Source organism: Mycobacterium noviomagense (assembly GCF_010731635.1).
Classification (GTDB): domain Bacteria; phylum Actinomycetota; class Actinomycetes; order Mycobacteriales; family Mycobacteriaceae; genus Mycobacterium; species Mycobacterium noviomagense.
In genome coordinates, this window is sequence record NZ_AP022583.1 from 3,882,149 (window position 1) to 3,899,957 (window position 17,809).

A 17,809-nucleotide genomic window follows, 5' to 3' on the forward strand; every position below is an offset into this window, starting at 1 on the left:
GTTCGTGTTTGGGTCCGCTATCGCACGGTGCGGTTCCGCAAGGCGTTGATGACGCCGCGCACCGCGTGCTCGGTCGCCCACAACGGTGACATCACCGCTTCGGTCAGGTCGACGATGTGCTCGACCCTCTCAACAATCGCTTCCATCCGATCGACCACACCGCCGAGCCTCGGCGCGAGCTCGTCGAGCTTGCCCAGTGTGGTGTTTAGGTGTTCGAGGCTGTTCTCGAAGGTGTCGAGGGCACCGTTGAGGCCGGAGAGCGACGTGTTCATGTCGGCCAGCACGCTCTCGAGCTGTTGCACCGTGAGGTCGGCGTTCAACGCGGCCTGTGCGAGGGTCTTCAGCCGCTGCCGCTCGGAGCCCGCGCGGGCCGATTTGTCTGCCATGACGGTCATTATGACGCTCGGCCGGGAGGAACTGCGGAGAAGGAGTCAGCTCGAGAGCTTGGCCGCGGCGTCCGTGTCGAGCAGCCACACCGTGTTCTCCCGCCCGACTGCTCCTGCGGCCGGGACCGAGACCGGGTCGGCGCCGCCGAGGGCGGCGGCCACGGCGTCGGCCTTCTCCGACCCGGAGACCATCGTCCAGACTTCGCGGGAGCGCTGAAGTGCGGGCAACGTCAAGGTAATTCGCTGTGGCGGGGGTTTCGGTGAATCGGTGACCCCCACCACCAGCCGGGCGGTCTCCCGCACCGCGGGGGTATCGGGGAACAACGAGTTGATGTGGCCCTCGGGCCCGACGCCCAACAGGTGCACGTCGAAATCGGGTGCAGGGTCACCAGGCTGGGCGTACGCCGCGAGAACCTGCTGGTAGGCCAGTGCGGCGGCATCGATGTCGTCGCCGAATTCGCCGTCGCTCGCCGGCATCGGATGCACATTGCGCGCCGGGATGTCGACGTGGTCCAGCAGGGCCTCACGAGCCTGCTTGTCGTTGCGCTCGTCGTCGTCCTGGGGTACGTAGCGCTCGTCTCCCCAGAACAGGTGGACCTTCGACCAGTCGATTCGTTGGCTCTGCTCGCTGAGCTTGCTCAGCAGCCGGTTGCCGTTGCCGCCGCCGGTCAAGACGATCAGCGCCTGGCCGCGGGCCGCCACGGCTGCGTCGATGGCATCGATCAGCCGCTCGCACGCTGCCGCCGCCAGCGCGTCACTGTCGGGATAGGTTTCGACCACTCTGCTCATACGTACTCCACCTGACTGATACCTTCCAGCGCCTCGAGGTAGATCACGTCCGGATCCAGCCGGCGCAGGTCTTCGGCAAGGCATTCACGGGTTTCCCTGCGGGGCAAGGGAACCAGCGCATCCGGCTTGGCGGTGCGGCTGAGCGTCGCCGTCATCCCTTCTTGTGGCCGGCTCAGCGTCACCGTCTCGGTCGGACGGACCAGCTCGACCTTGAGGTCGCCCACCGCGCGCCGCACCGGCCCATCGATCCTCCTGGCCAGCCAGCCGGCCAGGACATCCAAAGCCGGCTCCGTCCTCAGGCCGGAAACCACCGCAGAGGTGATCGGCTCGTGCGGGGGCTGATCGATCGCCGATGTCAGCAAGGCGCGCCAATAGGTGATCCGGCTCCAGGCCAGGTCAGTGTCGCCCGGGGTGTAACCCGGCAGCCGGCTCTTGATCGCCGACAGCGGGTCGACACCGTTGGTGGCGTCAGTGATGCGCCGAATTGCCAACTGCCCCAGGGGATCCCGGGCTGGCACTGCCGGGGCAATGTCGGGCCACCATGCGACGACGGGGATGTCGGGCAGCAGAAAGGGCACCACCACACTGCCGGCGTGGTCGGCGAGCGGACCCGACAGCCTCAGCACCACCACCTCTCCGGCGCCGCTGTCACCGCCCGCACGCAACTGCGCGTCGAGCCGCGCTTCGGGCGCGTCGCGGTCACCGGTGATCACCACGATCACCCGGCTGGGATGCTCATGGCTGGCCGCGTTCGCGGCTTCGATGGATTCCTCGACCATGGCTTCGGTATCGGGCACGATGACCAACGTCAGTACCCGGCCCATCGTCACAGCCCCGACCCGTTCGCGTACCTCGTCGAGCTTCTTGTTTATAGCGGTGGTAGTCGTATCCGGCAGATCGAGAATCATGGCCGCCGCCATTGCCGGCCGGTGCGGCGCAGCAACTCGAACGACGACGTCGGGCCCCAGCTGCCCGCCTCATACGGCTCCGGCTTTCCATGTGCGGCCCAGTTGTCCAGCACGGGATCGAGGATTTCCCAGGCCAATTCGACCTCCTCGTTGACCGGAAACAACGACGGCTCACCGAGCAGCACGTCCAGAATCAGCCGCTCGTACGGCTCGGGTGAGTCCTCGGCGAACGCCAAGCCGTACGAGAAGTCCATGTTGACATCGCGCACCTCCATGGCGGTCCCCGGCACCTTGGAGCCGAACCGCAGCGTGACCCCTTCGTCAGGTTGCACCCGAATCACCAGAGCGTTCGCGCCCAGCTCGTCGGTCATGGTGGCGTCGAACGGCAGATGCGGCGCCCGCTTGAATACCAGCGCGATCTCAGTAACCCGGCGTCCCAAGCGTTTTCCGGTGCGCAGGTAAAACGGCACCCCTGCCCAGCGGCGAGTATTGACCTCCAACGTGATTGCCGCGAACGTCTCGGTGATGGAGTCCTTGGAAAAGCCCTCCTCGTCGAGCAACCCCACCACGTGCTCACCACCCTGCCACCCGGCGGTGTACTGGCCGCGGCAGGTGGTCTCATCGAGGGGCTGGGCGAGTTGGGTCGCCGAGAGCACCTTGATCTTTTCGGTCTGCAGTTCCGACGGCTGGAAGCTCACCGGCTCTTCCATCGCGGTGAGCGCCAACAGTTGCATCAGGTGGTTCTGGATTACGTCGCGGGCCGCGCCGATGCCGTCGTAGTAGCCGGCTCGCCCGCCCAGGCCGATGTCTTCGGCCATTGTGATCTGCACATGGTCGACGTAGTGCGAGTTCCAGATCGGATCGAACAGTTGGTTGGCGAACCGCAACGCCAAGATGTTCTGCACGGTTTCCTTGCCGAGGTAGTGGTCGATGCGGAAGACCGACTCCTCGGGGAAGACGCTGTTGACCACCTTGTTCAGCTCACGTGCGCTGCCAAGGTTGTGGCCGAACGGTTTCTCGATGACCACCCGGCTCCACCGGCCGTCCTGCGGACGGGCCAGCCCTGACTTGTGCAGCTGCTCACACACCACGGGAAAAGACTTCGGCGGGATGGCCAGATAGAACGCGTGGTTACCGCCGGTGCCGCGCTCGGCGTCGAGCTTGTCCAGGCACTCGGCCAGCCGGGCGAACGCCTGCTCGTCATCGAACGTGCCTGGCACGAAACGGAACCCGTCGGCCAGACGCTCCCACACCACTTGCCGAAACGGTGTACGCGCGTGCTGTTTGACGGACTCGTACACCACCTGACCGAAATCCTCGTGGTCCCAGTCGCGGCGGGCGAAGCCCACCAGTGCGAAAGTGGGTGGCAGCAGGCCGCGATTGGCCAGATCGTAGATGGCCGGCATCACCTTCTTGCGGGCCAAATCGCCGGTGACCCCGAAGATCACCATGCCACACGGGGCGGCGATCCGAGGCAGCCGTTTATCGCGCTTGTCCCGCAGCGGGTTTCGCCATTGCGTGGTGCTGGCCCCCCGAAAGGATTGGGTGCCGGCTTGGCTCATTTGGCAGCGGCGTCCAGCTGAGCCTGCGTCTCCTTGAGCAACTCGGTCCAGGACTCTTCGAACTTCTCCACGCCTTCGTTTTCCAGCACGACGAACACGTCGGTCAGATCCACCCCGACGGCTTGCAGCTTGTCGAATACCTGCTGGGCCTCCGACGCCGTGCCGGTCACCGTGTCACCCTTGATGACACCGTGGTCGGCGACGGCCTCAATGGTCTTCTCCGGCATGGTGTTCACCGTGTTCGGCGCGACCAGCTCGGTCACATACAACGTGTCGGAATAGTCGGGGTTCTTGACGCCGGTCGACGCCCACAGCGGTCGCTGCACTCGCGCGCCCTGAGTCTTGAGTTGCTCGTAGCGATCGCCGCCGACGAAGACCTCCTGGTATGCGGCATAGGCCAGCCGGGCGTTGGCGACACCGGCCTGGCCCCGCAACGCCAGCGCCTCTTCGGTGCCGATCTTCTCCAGCCGCTTGTCAACCTCGGTGTCCACCCGGGACACGAAAAACGATGCCACGGAATGGATCTTGGATAGGTCGTGGCCGGCCTGCTTGGCCTTCTCCAGGCCGTTGAGGTAGGCGTCCATCACCGCACGGTGGCGTTCGACGGAGAAGATCAGCGTCACGTTGATCGAAATCCCTTCGGCCAGTGTTGAGGTGATGGCCGGTATGCCTTCTTCGGTCGCCGGGATTTTGATGAACAGGTTCGGTCGGTCGACGGTCTTCCACAGGTCGACGGCCTGCTGGATGGTTGCGTCGGCGTCGTGCGCAACCCCCGGATCCACCTCGATCGACACCCGCCCGTCGACTCCGTCGGAGGCTTCCCATTGCGGCCTGAGCACGTCACACGCCATGCGGACGTCGTCGGTGGTCACGGTGCGGACGGTGGCGTCGACGTCGGCGCCCCGTTCGGCCAGCTCGGCGATCTGGTCGTTGTAGGTGTCGCTTTCTGCCAGCGCCTTCTGGAAGATAGTCGGGTTGCTGGTGACGCCGACGACGCACCTGGTGTCGATCAGCTGCTGCAGATTGCCGGACTTGATCCGGTCTCGCGACAAGTCGTCCAGCCACACCGATACACCTGCCGCGCTCAACGCGGCCAGATTCGCATTCTGAGTCATTGATTCGCCCTTCTTCTGGAGTTGTCCAGTGCTCGTTCGGCGGCGGCAACGACGGCTTCTGCGGTGAAGCCGAATTCCCGGTACAGGGTCTTGTAATCCGCGGATTCGCCGTAGTGCTCGATCGAGACGATCTGCCCGGTCTCGCCGACCATTTTGTGCCAGGGCATGGCGACACCCGCTTCGACGGCCACCCGGGCCTTGACGCTGGTCGGCAGCACGCTTTCCTGATAGTCATACGGCTGCGATTCGAACCACTCCACACACGGCATCGAGACCACCCGCGCGGTAACGCCCTTGTCCGCCAACGCCTTCTGTGCCGCCACCGCGATCTGCAGTTCCGAGCCGGTGCCGATCAGGATGACGTCGGGCTCGCCGCCTTCGGCGCCGCCGAGCACGTAACCGCCGCGGGCCACGCCGTCGAGGCTGGTGCCCTCGAGCACCGGCACACCCTGCCGGGTCAGGATCAGCCCGACCGGCCCGCTGCCGTTGCCGCGGGCCAGGATTGTGCGCCAGGCATACGCAGTCTCGTTCGCGTCGCCGGGGCGCACAACCGACAGCTTCGGGATGGCGCGCAGCGCCGCCAGGTGTTCGATCGGCTGATGGGTGGGGCCATCTTCACCGAGGCCGATCGAGTCGTGTGTCCACACATAGATGGTGTCGATGTCCATCAGCGCGGCCAGCCGCACCGACGGGCGCATGTAGTCGGAGAACGTCAGGAAGGTGCCGCCGTAGGCGCGAGTCGGGCCGTGCAGCACGATGCCGGACAGGATTGCGCCCATCGCGTGCTCGCGCACACCGAAATGCAAAACCCGGCCGTACCAGCTTGCGGTGAACTCCTTGGTCGAGATCGCGGGTGGCCCGAAGGAGTCGGCGTCGTTGATCGTGGTGAGGTTGCTTTCGGCCAGATCGGCGGACCCGCCCCACAGTTCGGGAATTTTCGGCGCCACCGCGTTCAGCACCGCACCGGATGCTTTACGGGTGGCCATCTCGTCGGATCCGGGCTCCCAGTGCGGCAAGTCGGCGTCCCAGCCGTCGGGCAGCTCTTCGGCCGTCAGCCGATCCAGCAGCGCCTTGCGTTCGGGCTCGCGCTGCGCCCACGCATCGAACTCGGGCTGCCAGCGCTCGTGAGCCTCCTTGCCGCGCTGCACCAGCTTGCGGGTGTGGGCCAGCACTTCGTCGCTGACCTGAAAGTGCTTGTCGGGGTCGAACCCCAGCACCTTCTTGGTGGCCGCTACCTCGTCCTCGCCCAGGGCCGCGCCGTGCGCCTTGCCGGTGTTCATCGCGTTCGGTGCCGGATAGCCGATGATCGTGCGCAGCTCGATGAACGACGGGCGGTCGGTGACAGCCTTCGCGTTCGCGATGGCCTCCTCGATCGCGACCACGTTCTCGCCGCCCTCGATCTCCTGCACATGCCAGCCGTAGGCGCGGTAGCGGTCGGCGGTGTTCTCGCACAACGCGATGTTGGTGTCGTCTTCGATCGAAATCTGGTTGTGGTCGTAGAACACGATGAGGTTGCCCAGCTGCTGAACCGCCGCCAACGAGGACGCCTCCGAGGTCACCCCTTCTTCGATGTCGCCGTCGGAGGCGATCACAAAGATGTAGTGGTCGAACGGGCTGGTGCCCGGGGCGGCGTCGGGGTCGAACAGGCCGCGCTCGAAGCGTGATGCCATCGCCATCCCCACCGCCGACGCCAAACCCTGACCGAGCGGGCCGGTGGTGATCTCTACCCCCGCCGTGTGGCGGAACTCCGGATGCCCGGGAGTCTTGGATCCCCAGGTCCGATACGACTGGATGTCCGAGAGCTCGAGCCCGAAGCCGCCGAGGTAGAGCTGGATGTAGAGGGTGAGGCTGCTGTGCCCCGCCGACAGCACGAACCGGTCGCGGCCCAGCCACGTGGTGTCGCTGGGATCATGGCGCATCACCCGCTGGAACAGCGTGTAGGCCAGGGGAGCCAGGCTCATCGCCGTCCCGGGATGGCCGTTGCCGACCTTCTGGACCGCATCGGCGGCCAGCACCCGGATGGTGTCGACCGCAAGCGAGTCAACCTCGGTCCAGTCGTCGGGGTGGTGCGGTTGGGTAAGCGCGGAAATGTCTTCAAGCGTGGTCACAAGCTCAGTCCTCGATTCGACAAGCTGGTTCATCCCCACCCTAGTGCGGGATCACAGCGCACTGCAGGTCAACTTTGGTCGTACCACTCCAGGCCGCTGAGCAAACGGCGTATGACCGATCCGATCACGGCAATCGGTCGCGAATGGACCCTGCGGTGAGGGTGGCGCAACCACTCGGTCTACCATCGTCTGTAGTAGAAGCTGCGCGCTGCTGCGATCGAGGAGTTATTGCGTGAGCGTTCGCGGGCGCGTCGCGCCGAGTCCAGTACGCACCACTGTGCTGGCTTATTTGGCGTTGACCAAGCCGCGGGTTGTCGAGCTGCTGTTGGTTACCGCCATACCGGCGATGTTGCTCGCCGACCGCGGCACGGTAAATCCGCTTTTGATCCTCAACACGTTGATCGGCGGGATGCTGGCTGCCGGCGGCGCTAACGCGCTCAACTGTGTGGCCGACGCCGACATCGACAAGGTGATGAAACGCACCGCACGACGGCCCTTGGCTCGTGCCGCCGTGCCGACCCGGAACGCCTTGGTGTTCGGCCTAGTCCTGAGTGCGGGCTCGTTCGTTTGGCTGTGGTGGACGACCAACCTGTTGTCCGGGTTGCTGGCCGTCGCCACGATCGCGTTCTACGTCTTCGTCTACACACTCCTGCTCAAGCGGCGCACCTCCCAGAACGTGGTCTGGGGTGGGGCCGCTGGCTGTATGCCGGTGATGATCGGCTGGTCAGCAGTGACGGGCACCATCGGTTGGCCGGCGTTGGTGATGTTCGCGATCGTCTTCTTCTGGACGCCACCCCACACCTGGGCGCTGGCCATGCGGTACAAGGACGACTACAAAGCCGCCGGCGTGCCGATGCTGCCAGTTGTCGCGACGGAGCGTCAGGTCACCGGGCGAATCCTGGTCTATACCTGGCTGACCGTGCTGGCGACGCTGGTATTGGCGCTGGCAACCGGTTGGCTGTACGCGACTGTTGCGGTGCTGGCGGGCGTGTGGTTCCTGGCGATGGCCCACCAGCTCTACGCCGGGGTGCGCCGCGGCGAGCCGGTCAAACCGTTGCGGCTCTTCCTGCAGTCCAACAACTACCTGGCGGTGGTGTTCTGCGCGCTGGCAGTGGACTCCGCGCTGAAGCTGCCCACGCTCCTGGGTGCCTGATCGCCCACCAAGCTCGTCGTTCCAGCAAATACCCCATACCCCGACCGGGTCTTGTCCTACCACACCAGGTCGTATTAAATGCCGGTTCAGTTGACCTGCTTAGTCAGTCCGTGGCGCCGGGTCGCGGACCGTGGGGCTGGTTGTTGCCCCGCAAAACCAAACCGCAGGAGTGCCTGTGACATCGCCGATCTGGATGGCGTTTCCGCCGGAGGTGCATTCGGCGTTGTTGAGCGCTGGTCCGGGTCCGGGGTCGTTGTTGGCGGCGGCGGGGGCGTGGTCGTCGTTGAGTACGGAGTATGCGTCGGTTGCTCAGGAGCTGAGCGGCGTGTTGGCGGCGACGCAGGCCGGGGCGTGGCAGGGGCCGAGTGCGGAGTCGTATGTGGCTGCCCATGTGCCGTATCTGGCGTGGTTGATGCAGGCCAGTGCCGATAGTGCGGCGGCGGCTGCTGCGCATGAGACGGCGGCTGGCGCTTATACCGCGGCGTTGGCGGCGATGCCGACGCTGGGGGAGTTGGCGGCCAACCATGCTGTGCATGCGGTGTTGGTGGCGACGAATTTCTTTGGGATCAATACGATTCCGATCGCGCTCAATGAGGCCGACTATGTGCGGATGTGGGTGCAGGCGGCCACCACGATGACCACCTACCAAGCCGTCTCCACCACCGCGGTGGCGTCAACACCGCAGACCACCCCGGCGCCGCAGATTCAGAAGAGCGACAGCACCAGCAGCAACAGCAACGACAGCGGCAACAGCAGCGGAATCCAAGACATCATCGACAATGACGGCGGGGATCCAAGCCAGCAGAGCTGGTGGAACAACCGAGTACTTGAAATTACCGACACATTGGGAAGAGATTTCTCCGAAATCCTGACAAATCCGTCCTTAGGCTTCCAGCAGCTGATGAGCGACATTCCGGCGCTTGCTGCCGACGAGTTCGGGCACGCGCTTGAAGCGATCAGCTACTTCACCTCGCAGGCGACCACGTCCGCTTTCGGCTTGCCGCTATTCCCCCTGATGGCAGTTCCCGGCCTAGGAGTGGGCGCTTTCGCGGGGCTAGCCGGGCTGGCAGCCGTGCCCACGGGCGCCGAAACTATCCCGGCCGCGACCGAGCCCCAGATCGAGTCCAATATGCCAGTCGCTGGGGGCCTAACGCCGGTTACCTCGACCGCCGTGAGTCCTGGCTCCGCCCCGGCTCCCGCTCCTACCCCCACCGCGAGCACCGTCGTCAGTTCCCCGGCGCCGCCGGCGCCACCGTCGCCGACGGTCAGCGTCGCCGGTTTCACCCCTCCCTACATCGTCGGTCCTCCCGGCATCGGGTCCGGCTCGGCGATGAGCACCAGTGCCAGCTCGAGCGCGAAACGCAAGACGCCCGAGGGTGATACCGCCGCGGCAGGGGCGGCTGCGGCGGCTCGAGAACAGGCCCGGGCGCGGCGGCGCCGACGGGCGAAGCTGCCCGAGTACGGCGACGAATTCATGGACATGAATGTCGAGGTACAGCCCGACTGGGAAGCGCCGCCGCCGAACGAGCCCACCGTTGCCACGACGGCATCCGAGAAAGGCGCGGGACCGTTGGGGTTTGCCGGGACGGTAGCTAACGACGCCGCGACGCGAGCCGCTGGGTTGACCACGCTCGCCAGCGATGGCTTCGGTGGCAGCCCCAGCGTGCCGATGGTGCCGGGGACCTGGAGCACCGATCCGCCCGAAACGCCCCAGAACAGCACCCGCTAACAACTCTGTTCGACACCACCTGACCCGCGGTCGCGGCGGCGCTAGACGCGCCAGGCCGCCGGACGGCTCCTTGCGCCAAGAAATCCACGTTGAAAATGAAAACGATATTCATTATGGTTACCCACGCAGGGAGGAGTGCTTGGCATGAGGTTGCGCGTGGATCCCGACGGAATGATCGCCAGTGCTGGTACCGAGGCACTGACCGCCCGCTTACGGGCCGCGAATAGCGTTGCAGCTCCGTCGCATTCGGTACTGGACAACTGACGATGTCGGCGCCGATCTGGATGGCGTTTCCGCCGGAGGTGCATTCGGCGTTGTTGAGCGCTGGTCCGGGTCCGGGGTCGTTGTTGGCGGCGGCGGGGGCGTGGTCGTCGTTGAGTACGGAGTATGCGTCGGTTGCTCAGGAGCTGAGCGGCGTGTTGGCGGCGACGCAGGCCGGGGCGTGGCAGGGGCCGAGTGCGGAGTCGTATGTGGCTGCCCATGTGCCGTATCTGGCGTGGTTGATGCAGACCAGTGCCGATAGTGCGACGGCGGCTGCTGCGCATGAGACGGCGGCTGGCGCCTATACCGCGGCGTTGGCGGCGATGCCGACGCTGGGGGAGTTGGCGGCCAACCATGCTGTGCATGCGGTGTTGGTGGCGACGAATTTCTTTGGGATCAATACGATTCCGATCGCGCTCAATGAGGCCGACTATGTGCGGATGTGGGTTCAGGCGGCCACCACGATGACCACCTACCAAGCCGTCTCCACCACCGCGGTGGCGTCAACACCGCAGACCACCCCGGCACCACAGATCGTGAAATCCAATGCGTCGACTCAAGATTCGGGGAACCCATTCCCAGACCCCAGGGTCGACAACCCGCTGGACGACTTCATCGCCAACATCCTGAAGAACTTCGGAATCAATTGGAATCCCGCGCAGGGCACCGTGAACGGGCTGCCCTACGACGCCTATACGAACCCTGGCCAACCGATCTACTGGGTTGTCCGCGCGCTCGAACTGTTCGAGGATTTTCAACAGTTCGGCGTATACCTGATGCAAAATCCGGCGTTGGCTTTCCAGTATCTGGTTGCCCTCGAGATGTTCGACTGGCCGACGCACATCGCCCAGATCGCCAGTTGGCTTGGGACTCAGCCGGAGTTGCTGGTGCCCGCGGTTCTCGCGGCGGTTGCTCCCCTGGGTGTGGTAGGCGGCTTCGCGGGGCTGGCGGGTCTGGCTGCCATCCAGCCCGCCGCGCCGGCCGTCGCGCCGCTTGCGGCGCCCGCCGAGCCTGCGCCGCCTGTGTTGCCGGTCGCCGGGATGAGTCCGGGTCCCGCCGCGCCAGCCGCGGCTTCCGCCTCGGCCCCGGCGCCCGCGCCAACGCCGACGACGAGCACCGCCGCCAGTCCCGCTCCGCCATCGCCACCCCCGGCCGCCGGCGGGGCGGGATTCGTCCCGCCCTACATGGAGGGGCCGCCAGGCACCGGGTTCGGCTCGGGCATGAGTGCCAGCGCAAGCGCCAGCTCCAGCGCCAAAAAGAAAGGGTCCGAGCCGGATTCGGCCGCCGCGGCGGCAGCAGCGGCCGCCCGGCAGCAGGCGCGGGCGCGCCGCCGCCGGCGCGCGACACTGCGCGACCACGGCGACCAGTTCATGACGATGGACGTCGACGTGGACCCTGACTGGGGTCCGCCGGAGCAGGAGCTCGTCGGCTCGACGGCGGCCTCCGATGCCGGTGCGGGGCCGCTGGGCTTCGCCGGGACCGTCCGTCAAGGCACCACGAAGGCCGCGGGGTTGACCACGCTTCCTGGTGACGAGTTCGGCGCGAACCCGACCATGCCGATGGTGCCGGGCAGCTGGGGCCAAGAGGACGAACTCGGGCCGCAGGCTGACAACGCCTAGGGCACCAGCACGATAGAGCCGACCGTCTTACGCCCCTGTAGGTCCTGATGCGCCTGGACGGCGTCGGCCAGTGGGTAGCGCCGACTCACGGTGACCCTGATCGACCCGGCCGCGATCGCGTCGAATAATTCGCGCGCGCGCCAAGCGAATTCCTGCTCCGTGCGGGTGAAGTCAGCCAGTTTCGGGCGGGTCAGGTACACCGACCCAGCGGCGTTGAGGCGCTGCGGGTCGACCGGGGCCACGGGTCCGCTGGCAGCGCCGAACAACGCCAGCGTGCCCCGCACGGCCAGGCTGGCCAGGCTGGCGTCGAACGTGCTGGCCCCCACTCCGTCGTAGACCGCGGCCACCCCGGCACCCTCGGTCAACTCGCGGATCCGTTTGCCGAATTCGTCGGCGTCGTCAGGGTAATCGAGCACCTCGCTAGCGCCGGCTTCCCGCGACAGCTCCGCCTTCCGGGGCGTCGACACCGTCGTGATCACCCGAATACCAAGGGCGGCCGCCCACTGCGTCAAGATCAGGCCCACCCCGCCGGCGCCGGCATGCACCAACACGGTGTCCCCGGGCTGCGCCGGGTAGACGGACATGATTAGGTAGTGCGCGGTCAGCCCTTTCAACAGCGCCGAGGCTGCCACGTCGAAGTCCACCTCGGTCGGTAGTTGTGCGACGAATTCGGCTGGGGCTGTGCTGAATTCGGCGTAGGCCCCGGATGCGGCCGCGGTCACCACCCGGTCGCCCTCCCGCAGCGACGTCACATCGTCACCGACGGCGGCAACCGTGCCCGACACTTCGGTTCCGAGCACGAACGGCAACTCGCGCGGGTATTGCCCTGATCGGAAATAGGTGTCGATGAAGTTGATGCCGATCGCCTCGGCCTTGATCAACACTTCGCCGGAAGCCGGGGAGGGCTGTGGCTTGTCGACATAACGCAGGACTTCTGGTCCGCCGAGTTCGGCGACTTCGATCGCGTGCATGCTGACTATCATCCGCAGGTGTGGAGAGCCCATGAAATTGGCCCGCCCCGACGTCCGTCATCCGCGCATCGTGCTGGCCGGCTCCCGGTCGGTCGATAATGACGACGACGGATTGGTCGGCGCGCTGCGCAAACGGGGATTGCACGCACGGTGGATGCGCTGGGACGACCCGGCAACCGTGAACGCCGACCTAGTGATTTTGCGGGCGGCACCTGATGACGCCGGCCTGCTGGACGACTTTTTGGCGTGGACAAAACGCGTGCCGAACGTGCTGAACGCCCCGCCTGTCATCGAGTGGAATGTCGACAAGCGATATCTGCGCGATCTTCAGCGGGCCGGCGTGCCGACAGCGGCCACCGCAGCCGGACCCGACACGACGGCGCTGGTCTTTCTCGGTGGCGTGCAGTCACACGCGTTCATCGGACGCCGGCTTGTCGATGCGGATTTCGAGCTGTGGGATGTGGGTCATGCTGCGCTGCGGGCCGCGGCCGAAAAGCTGGGCATCGACGCGACGGAGTTGCTCTGCGCCCGTGCCGACGTCACCGGCCGCCCCGACGATGCTCGGCTGGTGCGGCTCGACCTCGTCGCGCCGTCGCTCGGTTGGCGGGCGTTGGACGACGCCGACCGCAGCGATCAGCAGCGTCAGTTCGCGCTCTGTGTCGAGTCAGCCCTGGAGCGGCTCGGACTGGGCCCGCTCTCGCATCGACGCCCATAGCGCGGCGGTGGCCGCGGTGCACAGCGCCGCGCCCGCGACGTGCACGGCGACCAGCGCGGCAGGCACGCCGGTGAAGAACTGCACGGTCCCGACTAAGGCTTGGCCGCACACCAGCAGCACCAGTACACCCAGCCGCAACAACACCGGCCGCGGCGCATGCACCGCCAGCAAGCCGAAACCCAGCCCGATCAACAGCGCGAGGTAGGCGACCAGCAGCGACGAATGGACGTGCACCAACGTGGTGATCTGGACTGCCAATCGCGGCACCGTCCGACTGCTGCTGTGATCACCAGCGTGCGGACCCGCGCCGGTGACCAGCGTGCCGGCCACCAACACCGCAGCCAGCGTCATCGCGCTCAGTGCGGTGAGCCCGCGCAACGGCTTGACCACCCGGTAGCGGAGCACACCGTCGTCGGGTTCGCCGACCTTGACGTACAGCAACACCGCGAGCCACACCATCGTCATCGATGCCAAAAGGTGGATGGCCACGGTCCACCACAGCAGCCCGGTGAGGACGGTAATGCCGCCGATCACTGCCTGCGCGATCGTCGAGGCGGGCATCAACCACGCGTACACCTGTACCTCGGGGCGACGCCGTGCCCGGGCGACAGCCAGCACAGCCAGCGCCGCGGCGATCACCACCGCGACGCTGAACATCCGGTTACCGAACTCGACGGCCTGGTGGACCCGAGGCACCTCGGCCACCGCTACCGGGGTGAAGCTGCCCGGAAAACACTGCGGCCACGTGGGGCAGCCCAGTCCCGACGCGGTGACGCGCACTATCGCGCCGGTGACGGCGATGCCGCCCTGCGTCACGATGACGGCGGCGGCGATGAAGCGTTGGGCGCGCACGCTGGGCACGGGCAGCAGGTCCAGCAGCCGCAACAGCCAGCGCCCGACGGGCATCGCCATGGTCGTCACGGCCTCGATGGTAGGCCACCGATAACTACAGGTCGTAGTAGCCGTCGCCCCGAGCCGAGACTGCACCGGTGGCCCCGACACTGCACCCGTAGCGGTCACCACAGGCGTGTCGCGTTTAAGGCTGCAGTCTCGAAAGAGGCTCGCACTAGCTGAATCGGAACCAGCGCAGGGCGGCCAGCGCCGCGAGCACCCCCCACGCCAGGACCACGACAATGCCGAACCAGTCGACCGACAGCCGCATCGCCTGCGACAGCGCTTCGGTGAAAGCCCCCGACGGGGTCAACCGCGCGACCCACTTCACCGCCTTGGGGACCATGTCCGTCTCAAGGGTCAACGCGCAGGACCCACCGAAGATCAACCACAGGACGTTGGCGGACGCGAGCACGATCTCTGCCCGCATCGAGCCGCCAAGCAGCAGCCCAAGCGCAGCAAAGCCCGCGGTAGCCAGCGCGATGATCGCCGCCCCCAGCACCAGACCCGCGAGATGGGGCCGCCAACCGAGCGCAAAACCTATGGCGCCCAAGACGATCGACTGCCCTAACACCACTGCGACCACGGCCAGCGACTTGCCGGCGATAATTCCCCAGATCGGTAATGCGGTGGCCGCCAGGCGTTTCAGTGCGCCGTAACGGCGGTCGAACGCCACCGCAATGGCTTGGCCGGTGAAAGCGGTGGAGATCACCGCCAGCGCCGTGATGACCGGGACGAAGGTAGCGGCGCGGTTGGGACCGAAGGAGCCGAACGGTAGCAGGGTGAGCGCGATGAGAAGCATGATCGGAATGAAAATGATCAGCAGCAAGTACTCGAAGTTGCGCAGCAGCAGCTTCAGCTCCAACGTGGACTGGGCGACCAGCATCTTCGACACTGCGTTGGGGCGCGGATTGGGCGCGAAAGTGCCTGCGGGAAAAAGAGTTTCACTCGTCATTGCCGCAATTCCCTGCCGGTCAGGTCGAGGAAAACGTCCTCGAGGCTGCGCTGCTCGACGCGCATGTCGGTGGCCAGCACGTCGATCTGTGCGCACCATGCCGCGACCGTCGCCAGTACCCGCGGGTTGATCGGTCCTTCGACCAGATACTCGCCCGGTGTCACCTCGGTGGTTTTGTAGTCCTCGGGCAGCGCGGAAACCAGCAGCGACAGGTCGAGCCGTGGCGGTGCGCTGAACCGCAACTGGTCCTTGGCCCCGGTGCGCGTCAACTCCGCCGGTGTTCCCGCGGCCACCTCTACACCGTGGTCGATGATGACAATCCGATCAGCGAGCTGCTCAGCTTCCTTGAGTTGGTGGGTGGTGAGCAGCACCGTCACACCGTCACGACGCAGCGCGTCGATCAACTCCCACACGATCAGCCGGGCATGGGCGTCCATGCCCTCGGTGGGTTCATCCAAAAACACCAGTTCCGGACGGCCGACCAGCGCGCAGGCCAGCGCGAGCCGCTGCTGCTGCCCGCCCGAGAGCTGCCGATACGTGGTGCGTGCGCACTCGGTGAGGCCCAACGTGTCCATCAGCCACTGCGGGTCCAGGGGATCGGTGGCGTAGGCGGCCACCAGGTTGAGCATCTCGCCGGCGCGGGCCATGGGATAGCCGCCGCCGCCTTGCAGCATCACCCCGATCCGCGGCCGCAGCTGCGCATTGTCGAGGATCGGATCCAGGCCGAGCACTTCGATCGTGCCGACGTCCGGGCGGATGAACCCCTCGCACATCTCGACCGCTGTCGTCTTGCCTGCACCGTTCGGTCCCAGCAGAGCCAGCACCTCAGCGGCATGGACGTCGAGATCGAGGTTGGCGACCGCGGTTGTCGACCCGTACTGCTTGCGTGCCCCACGCATGCGGACGGGGACCTCTGCGGCTGAGCTCACGGAATGTCAGCCTATGCGCCCGGCACCGCTTGCCGCTGCGGAGTATCGGCCGGCGGGGAGACCACGTCAGATACCGCTTCGTGAATCAGTACCCCGGCCTCGACCGGCAGCCGGCGCCATGGCAAACGTGTATAGGTCCCGGCGATGAGCAGCACCACGATGAGCGTGCTGGCCAGCGTGGCATCCACGATTTGGAAGAGCGCGAACCGGTCGCCGTTCGCAGTCGGGCCGAAGACACCGACGACGATGGTGACGCCGATCGCCGCTGCGCGAAAGCCCGGCCGGGTCGCCCAGGCCGCGAGCGGAATGATCGCCCATAGCAAATACCACGGTTGCACTACCGGAAACAGCAGGACGGTAATGCCCAGTGCGACGCCGAGACCGCCGACCGGATGCAGCCGTCCGCGGAGCACCGCCACCAACAGCCAGCCCACCATCACGGCGATGATCAGCACCCCGATGCCGCGCGTCAGCGACAGCACCGCGGTGGTGTGATCACCCAGACGCAGCAGGATGCCCGCCTGCCCGGTGCCAAGGGCAAGCAGCGTCGGCGGTGACATCCAGCTGCGCACGACGTTGGCGGTGCCCAGCGTGTTGATCCAGCCGAAGCCGAGCCTGCTGGCCCAGCCGACGACCGCCATCACGGCCAGCGCCACCGCGGCCATCGCTCCGCCGGCAAGGAGCACCGCCCGCAGGTTGGCGCCCAGCCGGTAAGCCAGCGCCATCGCGACGAATCCGAGCGCCAGCAGTGACGGCAATTTCACCTGCGAGGACAGTGTGATCAGCACGGCCCCGAACAGCAGCATGCCGACCGGCGCCCAGTCGCGCCAATGGGTCGTCGCTCTGAGCGGCGGCAGCCCCGGCCAGTGCCAACTATCGAGGCCGCGCAACGCGAATTCGGTGCCGGCCAGCATCAGACCCAGCATCAGCGCTTCGTTGTGAATGCCGGCGACCAGATGCATGATCAGCAGCGGGTTGGCCGCTCCCAGCCACAGCGCGCTGACCTCTGCCACGCCGCAACGGCGGGCCAGCCGCGGAAGGGCCCACACGATCAGCCCGACGCCGATCAACACCACCAGCCGATGGCACAACACGGCTGCGACGAGGTTTTCGCCGGTCAGCGCCGAGATGCCGCGGCCAATCCACAAAAACAGCGGACCGTAGGGCGCCGGGGTGTGGCGCCAGAGGCTCGGCACCGAGAGCGTGAACACGTGGTCGAGGCCTAACGCCCGTGCCGGCCCCACGCGGTAGGGGTCGAGCCCGAGCCGGCAGATCTGGCTCTGGGCCAGGTAGGAGTAGACGTCCTTGCTGTACATCGGCGGCGCCATCAGCAGCGGCAGCGTCCACAACAACAACGTGCGGTCCAGGTCGCCGCGCGACATCCGCCGACTGCCCAGCGCGAAGCGGCCCAGCATCAGCCACGCCAGCGCCATCATCACCGCGCCCGTGGTGGTCATCGTCAACGACACGGTCTGCAGCCGCGACGGCAGGTTGAGCAGTCGCACGCCGAAGGACGGATCCTGCACCACCGGCCGCGCCCCGGCGCCGAGCGCGCCGATTGCCATCAGGACGGTGCCGGTGGCCCCGAATAGCCGTGTGCGCCGAAGTGCGACGAGCTCGGCATCGTTGAGCGGCGGGCCGACCGTCTGCTCGTCACCGTGCCATCGGGCGATCGACGAGCTCAACGTGTGGTGGCGGGCGGCCATCTGAGCAGCGTA

General features: G+C 66.5%; 15 protein-coding genes. 4 read left to right on the forward strand and 11 right to left on the reverse strand.

Annotation, left to right across the window (positions count from 1 at the left end; translation table 11 throughout):
• Positions 1 to 17 precede the first annotated feature (17 nt).
• From G6N15_RS18485 to tkt, 6 genes are read right to left on the reverse strand one after another with little or no spacing between them, the layout of a single operon-like run.
• Entirely contained in the window at positions 18 to 395 is a 378-nt protein-coding gene (locus G6N15_RS18485; RefSeq protein WP_083085883.1) for an ATPase, read from the reverse strand.
• A gap of 36 nt (positions 396 to 431) precedes the next feature.
• Complete coding sequence (gene pgl / locus G6N15_RS18490) at positions 432 to 1,175, reverse strand: 6-phosphogluconolactonase (RefSeq protein WP_083085886.1); 744 nt, start codon at positions 1,173 to 1,175, stop codon at positions 432 to 434.
• The gene (gene opcA / locus G6N15_RS18495) at positions 1,172 to 2,083 is read right to left on the reverse strand and encodes a glucose-6-phosphate dehydrogenase assembly protein OpcA (protein ID WP_083086057.1); all 912 of its coding nucleotides are present in this window, start codon (positions 2,081 to 2,083) and stop codon (positions 1,172 to 1,174) included. Before opcA ends, pgl begins: the two co-directional genes overlap by 4 nt.
• Positions 2,080 to 3,645, reverse strand: coding sequence for a glucose-6-phosphate dehydrogenase (gene zwf / locus G6N15_RS18500; RefSeq protein WP_083085889.1), 1,566 nt, complete (start codon positions 3,643 to 3,645; stop codon positions 2,080 to 2,082). Before zwf ends, opcA begins: the two co-directional genes overlap by 4 nt.
• Complete coding sequence (gene tal, locus G6N15_RS18505) at positions 3,642 to 4,760, reverse strand: transaldolase (protein WP_083085890.1); 1,119 nt, start codon at positions 4,758 to 4,760, stop codon at positions 3,642 to 3,644. The genes zwf and tal overlap by 4 nt, the downstream gene beginning before the upstream one ends.
• Positions 4,757 to 6,868 carry a transketolase gene (gene tkt, locus G6N15_RS18510; protein ID WP_083086060.1) on the reverse strand — a complete coding sequence of 704 codons (2,112 nt, stop codon included), beginning with the start codon at positions 6,866 to 6,868 and terminating at the stop codon, positions 4,757 to 4,759. The genes tal and tkt overlap by 4 nt, the downstream gene beginning before the upstream one ends.
• 232 nt (positions 6,869 to 7,100) lie before the next feature.
• On the opposite strand from tkt, the gene G6N15_RS18515 reads away from it, so the two are divergent.
• The 3 genes from G6N15_RS18515 (at position 7,101) to G6N15_RS18525 (ending at position 11,630) form a co-directional block, all read left to right on the forward strand.
• Positions 7,101 to 8,021, forward strand: coding sequence for a heme o synthase (locus tag G6N15_RS18515; RefSeq protein WP_083085891.1), 921 nt, complete (start codon positions 7,101 to 7,103; stop codon positions 8,019 to 8,021).
• 175 nt (positions 8,022 to 8,196) lie between these two features.
• Entirely contained in the window at positions 8,197 to 9,750 is a 1,554-nt protein-coding gene (locus G6N15_RS18520) for a PPE family protein (protein WP_083085892.1), read from the forward strand.
• Between the two features lie 266 nt (positions 9,751 to 10,016).
• On the forward strand, positions 10,017 to 11,630 hold the full coding sequence (locus G6N15_RS18525) for a PPE family protein (RefSeq protein ID WP_083085893.1): 1,614 nt from the start codon (positions 10,017 to 10,019) through the stop codon (positions 11,628 to 11,630).
• Here the strand turns inward: G6N15_RS18525 and G6N15_RS18530 are convergent.
• Positions 11,627 to 12,601: a quinone oxidoreductase family protein gene (locus tag G6N15_RS18530; protein WP_083086062.1), complete on the reverse strand. Its 975-nt coding sequence runs from the start codon at positions 12,599 to 12,601 to the stop codon at positions 11,627 to 11,629. The two genes, G6N15_RS18525 and G6N15_RS18530, sit on opposite strands and share 4 nt — an antisense overlap.
• Before the next feature lie 31 nt (positions 12,602 to 12,632).
• On the opposite strand from G6N15_RS18530, the gene G6N15_RS18535 reads away from it, so the two are divergent.
• Positions 12,633 to 13,316 carry an ATP-grasp domain-containing protein gene (locus G6N15_RS18535; protein ID WP_083085894.1) on the forward strand — a complete coding sequence of 228 codons (684 nt, stop codon included), beginning with the start codon at positions 12,633 to 12,635 and terminating at the stop codon, positions 13,314 to 13,316.
• Here G6N15_RS18535 and G6N15_RS18540 read toward each other — a convergent pair.
• The 4 genes from G6N15_RS18540 to mptB form a co-directional block, all read right to left on the reverse strand.
• Positions 13,266 to 14,222, reverse strand: coding sequence for a COX15/CtaA family protein (locus tag G6N15_RS18540; protein ID WP_083086065.1), 957 nt, complete (start codon positions 14,220 to 14,222; stop codon positions 13,266 to 13,268). The genes G6N15_RS18535 and G6N15_RS18540 overlap by 51 nt on opposite strands.
• Before the next feature lie 160 nt (positions 14,223 to 14,382).
• Entirely contained in the window at positions 14,383 to 15,162 is a 780-nt protein-coding gene (locus G6N15_RS18545; RefSeq protein WP_083085896.1) for an ABC transporter permease, read from the reverse strand.
• Complete coding sequence (locus G6N15_RS18550; protein WP_083085898.1) at positions 15,159 to 16,061, reverse strand: ABC transporter ATP-binding protein; 903 nt, start codon at positions 16,059 to 16,061, stop codon at positions 15,159 to 15,161. Before G6N15_RS18550 ends, G6N15_RS18545 begins: the two co-directional genes overlap by 4 nt.
• 41 nt (positions 16,062 to 16,102) lie before the next feature.
• The gene (gene mptB, locus G6N15_RS18555) at positions 16,103 to 17,797 is read right to left on the reverse strand and encodes a polyprenol phosphomannose-dependent alpha 1,6 mannosyltransferase MptB (protein WP_083085901.1); all 1,695 of its coding nucleotides are present in this window, start codon (positions 17,795 to 17,797) and stop codon (positions 16,103 to 16,105) included.
• Positions 17,798 to 17,809: the final 12 nt, after the last annotated feature.